The organism is Prevotella sp. ne3005 (assembly GCF_900110085.1).
In the GTDB taxonomy this organism is placed as follows: domain Bacteria; phylum Bacteroidota; class Bacteroidia; order Bacteroidales; family Bacteroidaceae; genus Prevotella.
The window spans coordinates 273,859-287,182 of the sequence record NZ_FOCK01000006.1; the positions used below are offsets into that span (position 1 = coordinate 273,859).

Consider the following 13,324-nt stretch of genomic DNA (forward strand, 5'->3'; position numbering starts at 1 on the left):
TGCAGCTACAATAATATATTAATATGAACATAAACAGCATCAAGTGAGATGATTAACAGAGAAATTATTAGAATCAAGATTGTTCAGTTAACCTATGCTTACTATCAAAACGGTAACAAGAACATCGACTCGGCTGAGAAAGAGCTTTTCTTCAGCCTATCAAAAGCTTATGACCTTTATAATTATTTATTAGCTCTCATCGTGGCTATCACCAAAGAGGCAGAGCGCCGTCTGGATCTGGTTCAGACCAGAGCCAAGCGCGAGGGCATGAAGGAGCCATCGAGGAAGTTTGTCTTCAACCGCTTCGCCCTGCAGTTGAGCGAAAACAAGCAGTTGAACGAATTCCTGAGCACACAGAAACTCAGTTGGGAGGACTCAGCCACCTTCATCGGACAGTTGTTTGAGAAGATTGAGCAGAGCGAGATCTATCGGACATATATGGAGAGCGAGGAGGACAGCTACGAAGCCGACCGCGAACTCTGGCGCAAACTGTATAAGGCCTTTATCCAGGAAAACGACGAGATCGACAGCATCCTTGAGGACATGAGCCTCTACTGGAACGACGACAAGGAGGTGGTTGACACCTTTGTAGTAAAGACTATCAAGCGTTTCAACGAACAGGACGGTGCCAAGCAGGAGCTGCTGCCCGAATGGGACAGCGACGAGGAAAAGGATTTTGCCCGCAAGCTGTTCCGTGCAGCCATCCTCAATGCCGACGAGTATCAGCACTATATGAGCGAGGCTTCCCGTAACTGGGATTTCTCCCGTTTGGCCTATATGGACATCATCCTCATGCAGATTGCCATCGCAGAGATGATGACCCTGCCCAACATCCCCGTCAGCGTTACCATCAACGAGTATGTGGAGATTGCCAAGTTCTACTCCACCCACAAGAGTGGTGGCTACATCAACGGTATGTTGGATGCCATCGCACGTAACCTCGTGAAGACAGGCCGCCTGATGAAGCACATCGACCCTGCCAAGGAGAGACCCAAGGCCATAAAGGTAGAGAAGGTTGGCAAAAGACCCAGAATCAAGAAAGATTAAAAACAAAACAATAAGAAATGGAAAGTTTAGTATTAGTTGCGCAAGCAGCACAGGGAGGCGGCATGAGCATGATCATCATGATGGTGGCCATCTTCGCCATTATGTGGTTTTTCATGATTAAGCCCCAGCAGAAGAAGCAGAAAGAGATCCAGAAGTTCCAGAACGAGCTGACGGAAGGTACAGAGGTGGTTACTGGTGGAGGCATTCACGGTACGGTGAAGAGTATCGACCTGGCCAAGAACACGGTTGACGTGAAGATTGCCAAAGATGTGGTGATCACCGTTGAAAAGACTTCTGTCTTTGCTTCTGCCCAGCAGCAGGCCACAAAGTAAGTGCTATTCATGAAAAAGATGTGGGAGGTTATCAGGAATTTCTTGTTCAGTCAAACGAACAAGGAAGTCCTGATATTCGTTTTCTTTCTGATACTCGCAGGCATCTTCTGGCTGAATTTGGCCCTGAACGAGACCTATGAGAAAGAATTTTCCATCCCCGTCTCCGTAGTTGGTGCACCAAAGAATGTCGTGCTGACATCCAGTGAGGTGGATACCGTCAAGATGACCATCCGCGACAAAGGTTTCACCCTGCTGACCTATATGTATGGCGACATTCTGAAGAAAGTCAACGTCAACTTCCGTACCTACTCCAAGAACAACGGCTCTGGTTCCATCTCATCCCAAGACCTGCAGAAGATGGTCTACCAGCAGTTGGCCAGTGGTTCGAGAATCACCAGTGTCAAGCCCGAGAAGCTCGAATTCTTCTATAATTTCGGTGCCAAGAAGCTGGTGCCTGTCAGATGGAGCGGACGCGTGATTCCTGAAGAGCTATTCTTCATCTCACGTGTAGAATATTCGCCAGACAGCATCACTATCTATGCTCCGGAAGAGAAGCTCGACAGTATCAGCATGGTCTATACGGAACAGTTGAACTACGCCAACTTCCGCGATACCCTGATAGCCACCTGCGAACTCAACAAGATCAAGGGTGTGAAGATGGTGCCTGATAAGGTGAAGGTCACCTTCTTTACCGATGTGCTGACAGAGGAGAAGATTGACGGCATCCCCGTACAAGGCATCAACATGCCAGAAGGCTTAATCCTGCGCACGTTCCCTGCCAAGGTCTCCGTCAGTTTCGTGACAGGTGTGAGCACCTTCCGTCAACTGAAACGCGAGGATTTCAAGGTCATTGCCGACTATAATGAGATCAAGCGGCATCCTTCTGAGAAGTGCCACATATACCTCAAGGAAGTGCCTTCAGGCATCTCACGGACCAGGTTGGAAACAACCACTGTGGACTACCTCGTAGAGTCTGAATCAGAATGAAGATAGGGATTGCAGGAGGCATTGGCAGTGGGAAGAGCTATGTATGCCAAAGAATCAGGCAACAGGGCTTTGAAGTCTACGACTGCGATGATGCAGCCAAACGCCTCATCCGCACGTCGCTAGAAATCAGGCAACAGCTGACAGCCCTCATTGGCCCGGAAGTCTATACAGACGTCGAAGGCGAGGCTGTTCTTAACAAGGCTGTCGTGGCGAAATTCCTGCTCACCTCAGAAAGCAACGCCCAAGCCATCGACCGTATCGTCCACCCTGCCGTATTCAAGGACTTCATAGAAAGCGGACTCCAGTGGATGGAAAGCGCCCTTATGTTTGAATCAGGCATCTACAGGCTTGTCGACAAGGTGGTAGCCGTCGTGGCTCCCAAAGAGATACGCATCCGTCGTGTCATGGAGCGCGACCATATCAGTCGCGAGAAGGTACTGGAGTGGATGAATCGCCAGATGGATCAGAAAGAGATTATCCACAGGGCCGACTACGTCATCATCAACGATGGAGAAACAGATATCGATCAACAATTAGAAAATATTATAAGACAATGCAACAGATCATTTTAGCTATCGCCGGAAAGCCCGGCCTGTATAAACTCGTTTCAAGAGGTAACAACAACCTGATTGTAGAAGCTCTCGATGGTACGCACAAGCGCATGCCTGCCTTCGCTACCGAGCGCATCACCTCTCTGAACGATATTGCCATGTTCACTGAGACAGACGACGTGCCCCTGATGGACGTTCTGGAGAACCTGAAGAACCTGGAGAATGGCCAGAAGGCCAGCATCAATGAGAAAAAAGCATCAGGTGAGGAGCTCCGTGCCTATTTCACCAAGGTACTGCCCGAGTGGGATCAGGACCGTGTGCAGAACAGTCACATTAAGAAACTCATCACCTGGTACAATATCCTTGTAGAGGCCGGCATCACCGACTTCAAGGAGCCAGAGAATCCCGAGGATTCTGAGGCTTCTAAAGCTTCTGAGGAATAACCAACTGCTTAGCTCGCTCAAGGGCGGAATTGATGTGGCTGCAGATATTCTCTTCACCCAGCATGGTATCGAAGCCAGCCTTGTGAAGCACAGCCTGCACCCGCTCATTAACGCCTGAGAGCACCACCTGAATACCCTCTGCTTGTGACATCAGGCAGAGGTTTGTCAGGTTATGGATACCCGTAGAGTCCACAAATGGCACCTTACGCATTCGGATGATACGCACACGGGGCTTCTGGCGCTGATGGCGCAGGGCACCCATAATCTCCTCGAAGCGGTTACCAGCTCCAAAGAAGTACGGACCGTTGATCTCATAGACCTCCACACCCTCAGGAATGGTAAGGTGTTCAAGGTTACCCATCTGGAAATCGCTGTCTTCCTCCTCAGGGTTGATCTCCTGACTGATAACCTTGACATCAGTGGTCTCAGCCATACGACGCATGAACAGCAGACAGGCGCAGATGAGACCCACCTCGATGGCGATGGTCAGGTCGAAGATCACCGTTAGCAGGAAAGTGACCCACAGCACGATGACATCGCTCTTGGGATTCTTCAGGATACTCGTAAACGAGCGCCAGCCACTCATGTTATAGCTCACGATGACCAGCACACCAGCCAGACAAGCCATGGGGATATACTGTGCCAACGGCATGAGGAACAGGAAAATCAACAGCAATACGGCAGCATGGATGATGCCAGCCACAGGCGTACGCCCACCGTTGTTGATGTTTGTCATCGTACGGGCAATAGCGCCAGTAGCAGGGATACCACCGAAGATGGGCGAGGCCAGATTAGCCAGACCCTGGGCAATCAGCTCCGTATTCGAGCAATGACGGTCACCGATGACACCATCGGCCACAGTGGCAGAGAGCAGCGACTCGATGGCGCCAAGGATGGCGATGGTAATGGCTGGCGACACCAGGCCTTTGATCACATCCCATGTCAACTGAGGCACCTGAGCCCCTGGCAGCTGGTTGGAGATAGAGAAACGGTCGCCGATAGTCTCGATGGTGGTCACACCAGCATATTGTTTCAGCAACAAGGCCGCTATCGTCATCAGAATGATGGCAATCAGCGACCCTGGCAACTTCTTCAGCACCCCGTTGAACTTCGCAATCTTCGGCCACAGGGCAATCACAATTACAGAACCGATACCCACGCCCGCACTCCAATAGTCGATGGTGGGGAATGAGCCTATATAGGCTATCCACTTCTCAATGAAATCAGAGGGCACGGAAGCCATCGTCAGTCCGAAGAGGTCCTTGATCTGCGTGGTGAAGATGGTCAAGGCGATACCGCTCGTAAAGCCCACCACGATAGGATAAGGGATATATTTGATGATCGTTCCCAGATGAAGCACACCAAACATGATGAGGAACACGCCAGCCATCAGCGTGGCAATGGTCAGACCCTCGAAGCCATACTGCTGGATGATGCCATATATAATAATAATGAACGCGCCCGTAGGACCTCCGATCTGCACCTTGCTGCCTCCAAACAGCGAGATGATCAGTCCTGCCACGATGGCCGTGATAATACCTTTCTCTGGCGTCACACCTGACGCGATACCGAAGGCGATAGCCAACGGCAGGGCCACAATGCCCACAATAATACCAGCCAGCAGGTCAGTCGTAAACTGGCGGCGATCGTAATGTCTGAGTGTCGAAAACAGTTTCGGCTTAAATGTCAACGATGTCATCTTTTAAATCTGTTATCATGAAAACGTGCTGCAAAAATACTAAAAAAAACAAAAAAGCGCAAATGTATGCGATGACTTAATGAAAAAAGACGTAATTTTGTTGCCAAATATCAATTTTTAAAGAAAGGAAGCATTATGAAAAAGGTTTTATTCGCCATGATGGCTATGATGGTTGTGCTTTTCACAGCCTGTACTAACAAGACTCAGGCTCCTGCCGACGGACAGGCTCCCGATGTAGAAGCTGCTGTCAATGAGACAACCGCTGCCCTCTCCGAGCAAATCGAGGCTCAGGATGCCAGCAAGTTCCAGGAGATTCTGGCCACCGTCACAGAGAAGGTGAAGGAGTTCATCACCACCAACCCTGAGGCTGCCAAAGAGTATGTCACGAAGATTCAGGAGTTCCTGAAGGAGAATGCCGACAAGATCAAGGCCTTCGCAGGTGACAACGAAACTATCAACAATGCCATCAACTCGCTGACAGCCGCTCCTGCTGAGAGCATCGTCAACAGTCTGAGTTCAGCCTTCGAAGACGCCAAGGACAAGGCCAAGGAAAAAGCCGACGAGCTGAAAGACGATACCAAGAAGGCTCTGGAAGACAAGGCCAGTAAGGTTAAGGAAGGACTTGGCATTTAATGACGATGAAGAAACTATTACTCAGTATCGCCACGCTGATGGCGACACTCTCTGCCCATGCCGTCGAGGACAATGTGGTGGCCATCACCTATAATGGTAGCACAGCCACCATCGAGATAGCCAGTAATGTCGCCAGCTACGTCAACTGCACCAGTGGCACCTCGTCGCACGTCAAACTGATCCAGAGCTCCACCACCACGAAGAATCCTGGCGAGATCATCTACCAGCTGAGTGGTTCCAGCTCCGATGGCGAGTTCTACATGGAGGGCGAGTTCAAGGCCACCGTCCAGCTCAGCGGCCTCACATTGACCAATCCAGACTCCACAGCCATCAATATCAAAGACGGCAAGCGCATCAAGGTGAGCATCGCCAACGGCACGGAGAACACCATCGAGGACGGCACGGGTAATGCCGACTCAAAAGGCTGTTTTCGCTGCAAGGGCCACACCGAGTTCGTGGGCAAGGGCACGCTCAACGTGAAGAGCAACTTCAACCACGCCATCTACAGTAAGGAGTATATCGAACTGAAGAACTGCACCATCAACGTGAAAGGTGCCAAGAAGGATGCCATCCATTGCCAGCAGTACTTCCGTATGGCCAGTGGTGTGGTGAACATCAGCCAGGCCGACGACGACGGCGTCCAGGTGGAGTTGAAGGGCGAGACGCCTACAGCAGGCACTGGCGATGAAGACGAAGACACAGGCAACTTCTATATGACAGGTGGTACGCTGACTATCAATGGCGTGGCCGACAAATGCATCAAGACCGACGGCACCATCACCTATACAGGCGGCACACAGGATTTCGACACGAAGAATGTCGAGCAGAACGCCGCGTCTGGCATCGCCCCCACCCTGCTGCCCAGCGACGATGCTGAGGGAATCCTCTACGATCTGCAGGGCCGTCAGCTGCCAAAGGGTGCACAGCCCAAGGGTATCGTCATCATTAGAGAGAAAGGCGCCACCCGGAAAGTGATCCGCTGATTAGGACGGAATAGTCGTTGACTCTCAAAATCACATAAACTTATCTACATTATCAAAACAAACAAACAAAACAAACTATTATGAAAGATTTACAGATGTACATCAACGGTCAGTTCTGCAACAGCAGCAATGGCCAGTGGATCAACGTGTTAAACCCCTCTACCGAGGAAGTGATCTCCCGCCAGCCCGAAGGCACCATCGAGGACGTGAACCGTGCCCTCGATGCAGCCCGTGCAGCGCAGAAGGCCTGGGCCAAGACGCCAGCCATCGAGCGTGCAGGCTATCTGCTGAAGATAGCCGAGGGTATCAAGAAGCGCGAGAAGGAGTTCACGGAGATCATCATGCGCGAGCAGGGAAAGACCCGCAATTGGGCCTCTATCGAGGTGGGCGCTACCATTGCCTATTTCGAGTATATGGCCACCTTTGCCCGTCATATCGAGGGTGAGATCATCCCCTCCGACCGTCCCAACGAGACCATCCTGCTCACCAAGAAGCCTATTGGAGTGGTAGCAGGCATCCTGCCCTGGAACTTCCCCTTCTTCCTCATCGCCCGTAAGGCTGGTGCTGCGCTGATTGCTGGTTGTACCATCGTCATCAAGCCCTCACAGCTCACCCCCGAGAACTGTACCGAGTTTGCCAAGGTCGTGGCTGAGACAGGCCTGCCTGCAGGTGTCATCAACATCGTCACTGGTAAGGGTTCCGTCATCGGCAACGAGATGGCGGGCTCACCGAAGATTGATATCGTCAGCGTCACAGGTTCCGTAGGCGCAGGTGCCAGCATCATGGCCGCTGCCTCGAAGAACATCACGAAGGTAAGTCTCGAACTCGGTGGCAAGGCTCCTGCCATCGTCTGCAAGGATGCCGACCTCGAGCGCGCAGCCCAGTGGATTGTCGACAGCCGTATCGGCAACAATGGTCAGATCTGCAACAATGCCGAGCGTGTCTACGTCCAGAAGGAGGTCAAGGAAGCCTTCACGAAGATTCTCGTAGAGAAGATGAAGGCCGTCAAGGTGGGCGATCCCTGTGCCGATGAGAGCGTCGACATGGGTCCGCTGGTAGAAGAGCGCGCCTTGGAGAGTGTTACCGAGAAGGTGGAGCGCGCCATCAAGCAGGGTGCCAAATTGCTCTGTGGTGGTCAGCGCGTAGGCACCAAGGGTTACTTCTATGCCGCTACCGTCCTCGACAACTGCACGCAGGAGATGGACATCATCCATGAGGAGACCTTTGGTCCTGTGATTCCTCTGGTAGAGTTCGACACCATCGACCAGGTCATCGCCTGGGCTAACGACTGCGAATACGGTCTGGCTTCCAGCATCTTCACGAAGGATCTGAACATCGCCACCAAAGCCTGCCGCGAGCTGGAGTTTGGTGAGACCTACATCAACCGCGAGCACTTCGAGGCCATCCAGGGCTTCCATGCTGGTGTGAAGAAGAGTGGTATCGGCGGTGCTGATGGTAAGCATGGCGTCGAGGAATACCTCGTCACCCACGTCACCTACCTCGACACCTACGAGGATATGTAAACGAAATGCCGGCGGCTAAGCGCCGCTGGGAATGGAGATGATGAAACGGGCACCCTCGGTATAAGACGTATCGAGGGTGACGTCTCCTCCAAGGGAGTTTATCAGCCTGCGGCTAATGGGAAGCCCTAAGCCCACACCGACCTTGAAGTCGTCGCCCTTCTGGAAGACCTCGAAGATTCGCTCCTGATCTTCCTTCTTGATGCCACAGCCAGTATCGGTCACGATAAAGAGCACATGGCCGTCCTTACACTCGCAACGCAGTTCCACATAGCCCTGCTTTGTGAATTTCACGGCATTGTCGACCAGATGTTTCAAGGCGTTCTTCAGACGGTAGGAATTGGTGCGGATCTTGAAGTCGTCTGCCAGTTCCGTTTCGAAACGCAGTTCCGTATCCGTATTCTGCCTGCCCTCAACCTCTTTGACAACCGCCCTGCCAATGATGTTGACCCACACATCAGTCTTATCACATTCCTTAACGAGATACTCACTCTCTGTCTTCGACAGTTCCAGCAGGTCGTTGATGATGTTGGCAATCTGGTCCACATTGTTCGAGATACGCGCCTGCATGTCACGTTTCTCTGAGTCAGAGAGATAATAGTCTGACGAACAAATCACCTGGGCGAATCCTGCCACAGCATTCAAAGGCGTTCGGATCTCGTGACTCATGCTCTTGATGAAGACAGACTTCATGCGGTCGGACTCCTCAGCACGAGCAAGCGCTGTTTTCAGCTCCTCGTTTTGTGCCCATATCTTTTTCACCAGCCTACGACGCCCCATGACATAGACAAACAGGAAGACGACCGTCAGGCCTATCAGCCAGTTGGTCTGCTGTTTCACCTTGCTCTTGCTGGCCTTTGCCTCCTCACGCGAGCGTATCAGGCTGGTTTCTGCTGCCATCTGATTGAAATTGACATCCTGAATGGCACTATAGACAGAGTCCAATTCTATATAGCGCTTCTTCATCACCTCGAAACCACGTTCTACATTACCCTGCAAGGCATAGACACGGGCAACGGCCAGCAGGCTGTCGACAGCCAGATTGCCATCGCTGATCTTGCTGATGGCAGCATCATAGCGCTTGTCGAACGCGAGACTGGCCACCTCCAGGATATTATCATACCGATGGTTGAAATCGGCTTTCCCCATATTCCTCAGTTCCAGATAGGCCAGATAGGCCTGTGAGAACTCCTGCTGCTTGCCCATAATGAAATAGATGTATGCCTTCATGGCCAGCGACACGGAGAGATAGTCAGTATTGTCAGCCCGTTTGGAGGTCGTGATGGATTTTTCAACCCACTGGAGGGCTTTCTGCGGTTCCTTCAGACACAGCATCTCGGCCAGTCTCAGATAGACGCGCATCGTGAACTTCACATCGGCATCTCCCACCTCCTGCAGAGCCTGCATGAAGTATTTCTCGCCTCGCGTCATGTCATGGCTACTGCTGTAGATATCGCCGTAAAGTCCCGTAGCCAGATAGTAGTATTCAGTCGCCTTGTCGTTTCTTACCTCCTTGTCGAGAGCCTCAGCAAACTGGATGGCGCGAAACACCTGATTATGCCTGAGCGCAAAGAACCCCTTGTTGCTCAGAAGTTTGTAATACAGCATCATATAGCCCTTCTCTTTCAGGTCGCGGCCATATTTTTCAGTATAGTCATAGAACTCGGCAGGCGAACCCTTCATCAGGAGATAACGAAACTTGTCGTACTGTTCCATGTCCTTACCAGTCAGGTCGGCCACGGTCTTTTCAGCGTAAGCCACGAAACTTAACGCAAAAAAGGCCACGATCAACAACATTCGGAAGGGTAAGGTCAATATCTTATTCATAATTAGTGGCAAATTTATATATTAATTGGAGATTTTACAAGAAATCAGCAACAGAATTAACACTAATTATGAATAAAGGGTGCCAATCGGCACCCTTAGAACTTGAACTGATAACCTAAGCCTATCAAGTGGATATTAGGCTCGTTGTCGTCATCGTCGTTGCGCACGCTCTGATAGCGATAGAAGGCGCCAATGGCGTGCTGCTTGGAGAGTTTCCAGTCGATGCCAGCCGTATAGCGCGTCTTCTGCAGACTCCAGGCATTAAAGAACTCCACGTTGGCATAAGGTGTCACAGCCCAGCCCTTCTTGTCGAACTCCACCTGCAGTCGACTGCGGAGCACGTTCTTACCCTTGCCCGCATACGTATGTTCCTTGCCGTCGTAGGCCTGATTCAGATAACTCCAGCGCTTGTCGACGGTATACTCCGGACGGTAGGTGTACTGCCAGCGCTCACGGAGTGAGAACTTCCAGTTGCCCCACTTCTGACTCGCCGTCAGCGAGACGTTGAAACGATGGCGCGTAGCCCAGTACTGGGCGCACTTCTTGGGATCACCCACCTCTGCATCACCATCGATGACATCGTCGTCGGTAGCCTCGTAATACGAGGTCTTCTCATTGTTGTCGTAGAGCAGCGTATAGCCAGCCGAAGCCTTCAACCACTTGGCCACCTTATAGTCTACGCCGAGTCCTATGCTCCAACGGTCGTTGGTCTTGGCATTGTTACGACTACGGTATTCGCCCTCAAGACTGAGGCTCCACTCCTTCGAGAGTTTCTTCTGCGCCTCGAGCGAGAAGTCCAGACCGAAATCATCCTTTTGCGCTGCTGCTGTTAAAGGTAAAAGGGTAAAAAGGAAGAAAGGCAAAAACCTTTTCCCCATTACCATTACCTTATTCCATATATAATCCATCATCCTTTACTTTTTTACCTTTTCACCTTTTTACCTTTCATCAAAACTCTTTCAGTTGATCCTTTGAAAACTTGGGAATCTCGTCTACACTATTCGACGTTCCCTCATAGCTCACGCGCAGCATCGCCATATCGCGCAGGAAGTCGATGGAGCCAATCTCCACATTCTTCACCTTCACACCCAGACGCTTCTCGAGGTCGGCAATCAGCTCTGGCCTGCGCTCAGGGGTGATCAGCTCGATACGGTCGTACTGGATCAGTTTCGAGGGGCGCGACTTCAGATGCATCTCACAGAGCCATACGGCAATCACCATGATCACGTTCGTGAGCAGCACCTCAAACAGGGGCACATTCACGGAGACGGCATTCACCAGCGAGAGGGCGATGATCACGAAGAGATAGGTCATCTCGCGCACAGGCATCGTGTCCGTACGATAACGCATGATCGAGAAGATACCAAACAGTCCGATACCCACACCCATCGAGGTCTTACCCTTCATATCCTCGAGCACGAAGATCATGAAGAACACGATGAAGAAGATGGCCATCGCGATGAGCATGAACGTGAAGTAGAAATCACGTCGCTGACTCTTCTTGAAATACAACCTGTCGATGATGAGCCATGTGAACACAATGTTGATCAGCAGTCTGACAAACATCATCGCAAAATCATTCGATAATTCAAAAAACTCCATATTCTATTACCTTTTTACTTTTTTACCTTTTTACCTTTTTTACTTTCTCATCATTTTCTCCACACTGTGCAGCCTCGGCTTGATGCGATTGCGTCGCAGGGCCTCGTTGGTCAAAGCCGATCCTATGCAATACTTCGAAAAACCGTGAGGGAAGATCCTCAGTTCCGAGAGCATCGGCAATACGGGCGAAGGCTGCAGACCGTCGCGTTTCAGTTCTATCACCACGAGGTTGTCCATCTCTCGCGACAGCCCCGTAGCGATATTGTGGAATCGCAGGTTGGTGTCGATGGTCAGACGCTCGGTCTTGGCCTTGTTCACCAGCGTGATACGGTCGAAGCGGTTCTCCACCTGACTTACAAGCGCCTGTTGGTCGTACTTCAGATAGGTCTGCAGGAAGTCGGTGAACATGGAAGAATGAACATTGAAAATAGAAATATTCTCCGGGTTGAAGCCCTGTGCCTCGATGCGTTTCTTCTTCGTGCGCCCGTGGTTGTTCTTCGTCTTCACCTCGAGGAAATTCAGCCCAGCGTTCAGGTAAGAGCGCACCCTCACCTTCTGACGGGCCAGATGGCCTGCCTCATGGCGATTATACATCTTACAATCCTCTGTGTCGAAATAGAGCGTATAATAAGGTGAAATCCGCAGTCCGCCTTGCTCCTGCACGAAATACTGATCCTTGGCCAGACTCAGCAGCCTCCGCAGCATCGGCACCGTCGTCACAAACTTGGTGTCGATTCTGTTCATCAGTCGGATGGCTTTCATCTCATCCAGCGTAATGGGGTCAAATTGATTCAGTATATCCGTCATTGTTTTGATTTTTGCGGCAAAGGTAGTATCTTTCCTGATGGCAGCCAAATTCTTTCAGCGAACAGCCCTCTTCATTCAGTCAAACCCTTCAATCTTCAATTTTCAATCTTCAATCTTCAATAATCAGCTCCACTGGACAGTGGTCACTGCCCATGATCTCCGTATGGATCTTCGAATCCACCACGCGCTCCTGCAGTCGATTGCTCACCACGAAATAGTCGATGCGCCACCCTGCGTTCTTCTGGCGCGCCTGGAAACGGTAGCTCCACCACGAATACGTCACCTGTTCAGGATACTTCCATCGGAACGTATCCGTAAAGCCACAGGCCAGCAGGTCGCTGAACTTCTCGCGCTCCTCGTCGGTAAAGCCGGCATTCATGCGGTTGCTCTTGGGGTTCTTCAGGTCGATCTCCTCGTGGGCCACGTTCAGGTCGCCACAGAGGATCACGGGTTTCTTGGCGTCGAGGCGCTTCAGGTAACTGCGGAAGTCATCCTCCCACGACATGCGATACTCCAGGCGCTTCAGTCCGTCCTGCGAGTTAGGCGTATAACAGCAGACAAGGAAAAAATCCTCCATCTCGAGCGTCACCACGCGCCCCTCATGGTCGTGCACATCGATGCCGATGCCATACGCCACGCTCAGGGGTTGGTGCTTCGTGAAGATGGCCGTACCCGAGTAGCCTTTCTTCTCGGCATAGTTCCAGTAGCTCTGATAGCCCTCAAACTGCAGGTCAAGCTGTCCGGCCTGCATCTTCGTCTCCTGCAAGCAGAAGAAGTCGGCATCCAGTTCACGGAAGATGTCACTAAACCCCTTGCCTTCACAAGCCCTCAGGCCATTCACGTTCCAACTCACAAATTTCATACGCTTTCCTCATATTTTGGGCGCAAAGTTA

Annotated in this window: 14 protein-coding genes; 8 read left to right on the forward strand and 6 right to left on the reverse strand. The window is 51.4% G+C overall.

From position 1 onward, the window contains the following. Positions 1 to 48: 48 nt before the first annotated feature. The 5 genes from nusB to BMY16_RS10940 are packed head-to-tail and all read left to right on the forward strand — an operon-like array spanning position 49 to position 3,360. Positions 49 to 1,047, forward strand: coding sequence for a transcription antitermination factor NusB (gene nusB / locus BMY16_RS10920; protein ID WP_091842398.1), 999 nt, complete (start codon positions 49 to 51; stop codon positions 1,045 to 1,047). A gap of 17 nt (positions 1,048 to 1,064) precedes the next feature. Further along, on the forward strand, positions 1,065 to 1,379 hold the full coding sequence (gene yajC, locus BMY16_RS10925) for a preprotein translocase subunit YajC (protein ID WP_091842399.1): 315 nt from the start codon (positions 1,065 to 1,067) through the stop codon (positions 1,377 to 1,379). A 9-nt stretch (positions 1,380 to 1,388) separates the two neighbouring features. Further along, complete coding sequence (locus BMY16_RS10930; RefSeq protein ID WP_091842479.1) at positions 1,389 to 2,366, forward strand: CdaR family protein; 978 nt, start codon at positions 1,389 to 1,391, stop codon at positions 2,364 to 2,366. Beyond that, positions 2,363 to 2,938 (forward strand): dephospho-CoA kinase, encoded by a 576-nt coding sequence (coaE, locus tag BMY16_RS10935; RefSeq protein ID WP_091842401.1) that lies wholly within the window; start codon positions 2,363 to 2,365, stop codon positions 2,936 to 2,938. Before BMY16_RS10930 ends, coaE begins: the two co-directional genes overlap by 4 nt. Further along, positions 2,920 to 3,360, forward strand: coding sequence for a DUF5606 family protein (locus BMY16_RS10940; protein WP_091842402.1), 441 nt, complete (start codon positions 2,920 to 2,922; stop codon positions 3,358 to 3,360). The genes coaE and BMY16_RS10940 overlap by 19 nt, the downstream gene beginning before the upstream one ends. Here BMY16_RS10940 and BMY16_RS10945 read toward each other — a convergent pair. Then, positions 3,341 to 5,059 carry a SulP family inorganic anion transporter gene (locus BMY16_RS10945; protein ID WP_091842404.1) on the reverse strand — a complete coding sequence of 573 codons (1,719 nt, stop codon included), beginning with the start codon at positions 5,057 to 5,059 and terminating at the stop codon, positions 3,341 to 3,343. The genes BMY16_RS10940 and BMY16_RS10945 overlap by 20 nt on opposite strands. A gap of 135 nt (positions 5,060 to 5,194) precedes the next feature. On the opposite strand from BMY16_RS10945, the gene BMY16_RS10950 reads away from it, so the two are divergent. The 3 genes from BMY16_RS10950 to aldA all read left to right on the forward strand — a co-directional run bounded on the left by BMY16_RS10950 (position 5,195) and on the right by aldA (position 8,198). Next, positions 5,195 to 5,692, forward strand: a complete 498-nt coding sequence (locus tag BMY16_RS10950) for a hypothetical protein (RefSeq protein ID WP_091842405.1) — start codon at positions 5,195 to 5,197, stop codon at positions 5,690 to 5,692. Between the two features lie 5 nt (positions 5,693 to 5,697). Next, positions 5,698 to 6,675, forward strand: a complete 978-nt coding sequence (locus tag BMY16_RS10955) for a carbohydrate-binding domain-containing protein (RefSeq protein ID WP_170836091.1) — start codon at positions 5,698 to 5,700, stop codon at positions 6,673 to 6,675. An 80-nt stretch (positions 6,676 to 6,755) separates the two neighbouring features. Next, on the forward strand, positions 6,756 to 8,198 hold the full coding sequence (aldA, locus tag BMY16_RS10960) for an aldehyde dehydrogenase (protein WP_091842408.1): 1,443 nt from the start codon (positions 6,756 to 6,758) through the stop codon (positions 8,196 to 8,198). Positions 8,199 to 8,213: 15 nt separating this feature from the next. On the opposite strand, the gene BMY16_RS10965 is transcribed toward aldA, so the two are convergent. The 5 genes from BMY16_RS10965 to BMY16_RS10985 form a co-directional block, all read right to left on the reverse strand. Beyond that, entirely contained in the window at positions 8,214 to 10,022 is a 1,809-nt protein-coding gene (locus tag BMY16_RS10965; RefSeq protein ID WP_091842410.1) for a sensor histidine kinase, read from the reverse strand. A gap of 95 nt (positions 10,023 to 10,117) precedes the next feature. After that, entirely contained in the window at positions 10,118 to 10,933 is an 816-nt protein-coding gene (locus BMY16_RS10970; RefSeq protein WP_091842411.1) for a DUF2490 domain-containing protein, read from the reverse strand. A 37-nt stretch (positions 10,934 to 10,970) separates the two neighbouring features. Continuing rightward, positions 10,971 to 11,591, reverse strand: a complete 621-nt coding sequence (locus BMY16_RS10975) for a DUF4956 domain-containing protein (protein ID WP_170836092.1) — start codon at positions 11,589 to 11,591, stop codon at positions 10,971 to 10,973. A 72-nt stretch (positions 11,592 to 11,663) separates the two neighbouring features. Further along, the gene (locus tag BMY16_RS10980; RefSeq protein ID WP_244513034.1) at positions 11,664 to 12,431 is read right to left on the reverse strand and encodes a polyphosphate polymerase domain-containing protein; all 768 of its coding nucleotides are present in this window, start codon (positions 12,429 to 12,431) and stop codon (positions 11,664 to 11,666) included. Positions 12,432 to 12,540: 109 nt separating this feature from the next. Beyond that, complete coding sequence (locus tag BMY16_RS10985) at positions 12,541 to 13,293, reverse strand: exodeoxyribonuclease III (protein ID WP_091842415.1); 753 nt, start codon at positions 13,291 to 13,293, stop codon at positions 12,541 to 12,543. Positions 13,294 to 13,324 lie beyond the last annotated feature (31 nt).

What these genes read in the sequence shown, in the direction of transcription:
- nusB (WP_091842398.1), top strand. Translation starts at nt 49, where the DNA reads ATGATTAACAGAGAAATTATTAGAATCAAGATTGTTCAGTTAACCTAT.
- yajC (WP_091842399.1), top strand. Translation starts at nt 1,065, where the DNA reads ATGGAAAGTTTAGTATTAGTTGCGCAAGCAGCACAGGGAGGCGGCATG.
- BMY16_RS10930 (WP_091842479.1), top strand. Translation starts at nt 1,389, where the DNA reads ATGAAAAAGATGTGGGAGGTTATCAGGAATTTCTTGTTCAGTCAAACG.
- coaE (WP_091842401.1), top strand. Translation starts at nt 2,363, where the DNA reads ATGAAGATAGGGATTGCAGGAGGCATTGGCAGTGGGAAGAGCTATGTA.
- BMY16_RS10940 (WP_091842402.1), top strand. Translation starts at nt 2,920, where the DNA reads ATGCAACAGATCATTTTAGCTATCGCCGGAAAGCCCGGCCTGTATAAA.
- BMY16_RS10945 (WP_091842404.1), bottom strand. Translation starts at nt 5,059, where the DNA reads ATGACATCGTTGACATTTAAGCCGAAACTGTTTTCGACACTCAGACAT.
- BMY16_RS10950 (WP_091842405.1), top strand. Translation starts at nt 5,195, where the DNA reads ATGAAAAAGGTTTTATTCGCCATGATGGCTATGATGGTTGTGCTTTTC.
- BMY16_RS10955 (WP_170836091.1), top strand. Translation starts at nt 5,698, where the DNA reads ATGAAGAAACTATTACTCAGTATCGCCACGCTGATGGCGACACTCTCT.
- aldA (WP_091842408.1), top strand. Translation starts at nt 6,756, where the DNA reads ATGAAAGATTTACAGATGTACATCAACGGTCAGTTCTGCAACAGCAGC.
- BMY16_RS10965 (WP_091842410.1), bottom strand. Translation starts at nt 10,022, where the DNA reads ATGAATAAGATATTGACCTTACCCTTCCGAATGTTGTTGATCGTGGCC.
- BMY16_RS10970 (WP_091842411.1), bottom strand. Translation starts at nt 10,933, where the DNA reads ATGATGGATTATATATGGAATAAGGTAATGGTAATGGGGAAAAGGTTT.
- BMY16_RS10975 (WP_170836092.1), bottom strand. Translation starts at nt 11,591, where the DNA reads ATGATGTTTGTCAGACTGCTGATCAACATTGTGTTCACATGGCTCATC.
- BMY16_RS10980 (WP_244513034.1), bottom strand. Translation starts at nt 12,431, where the DNA reads ATGACGGATATACTGAATCAATTTGACCCCATTACGCTGGATGAGATG.
- BMY16_RS10985 (WP_091842415.1), bottom strand. Translation starts at nt 13,293, where the DNA reads ATGAAATTTGTGAGTTGGAACGTGAATGGCCTGAGGGCTTGTGAAGGC.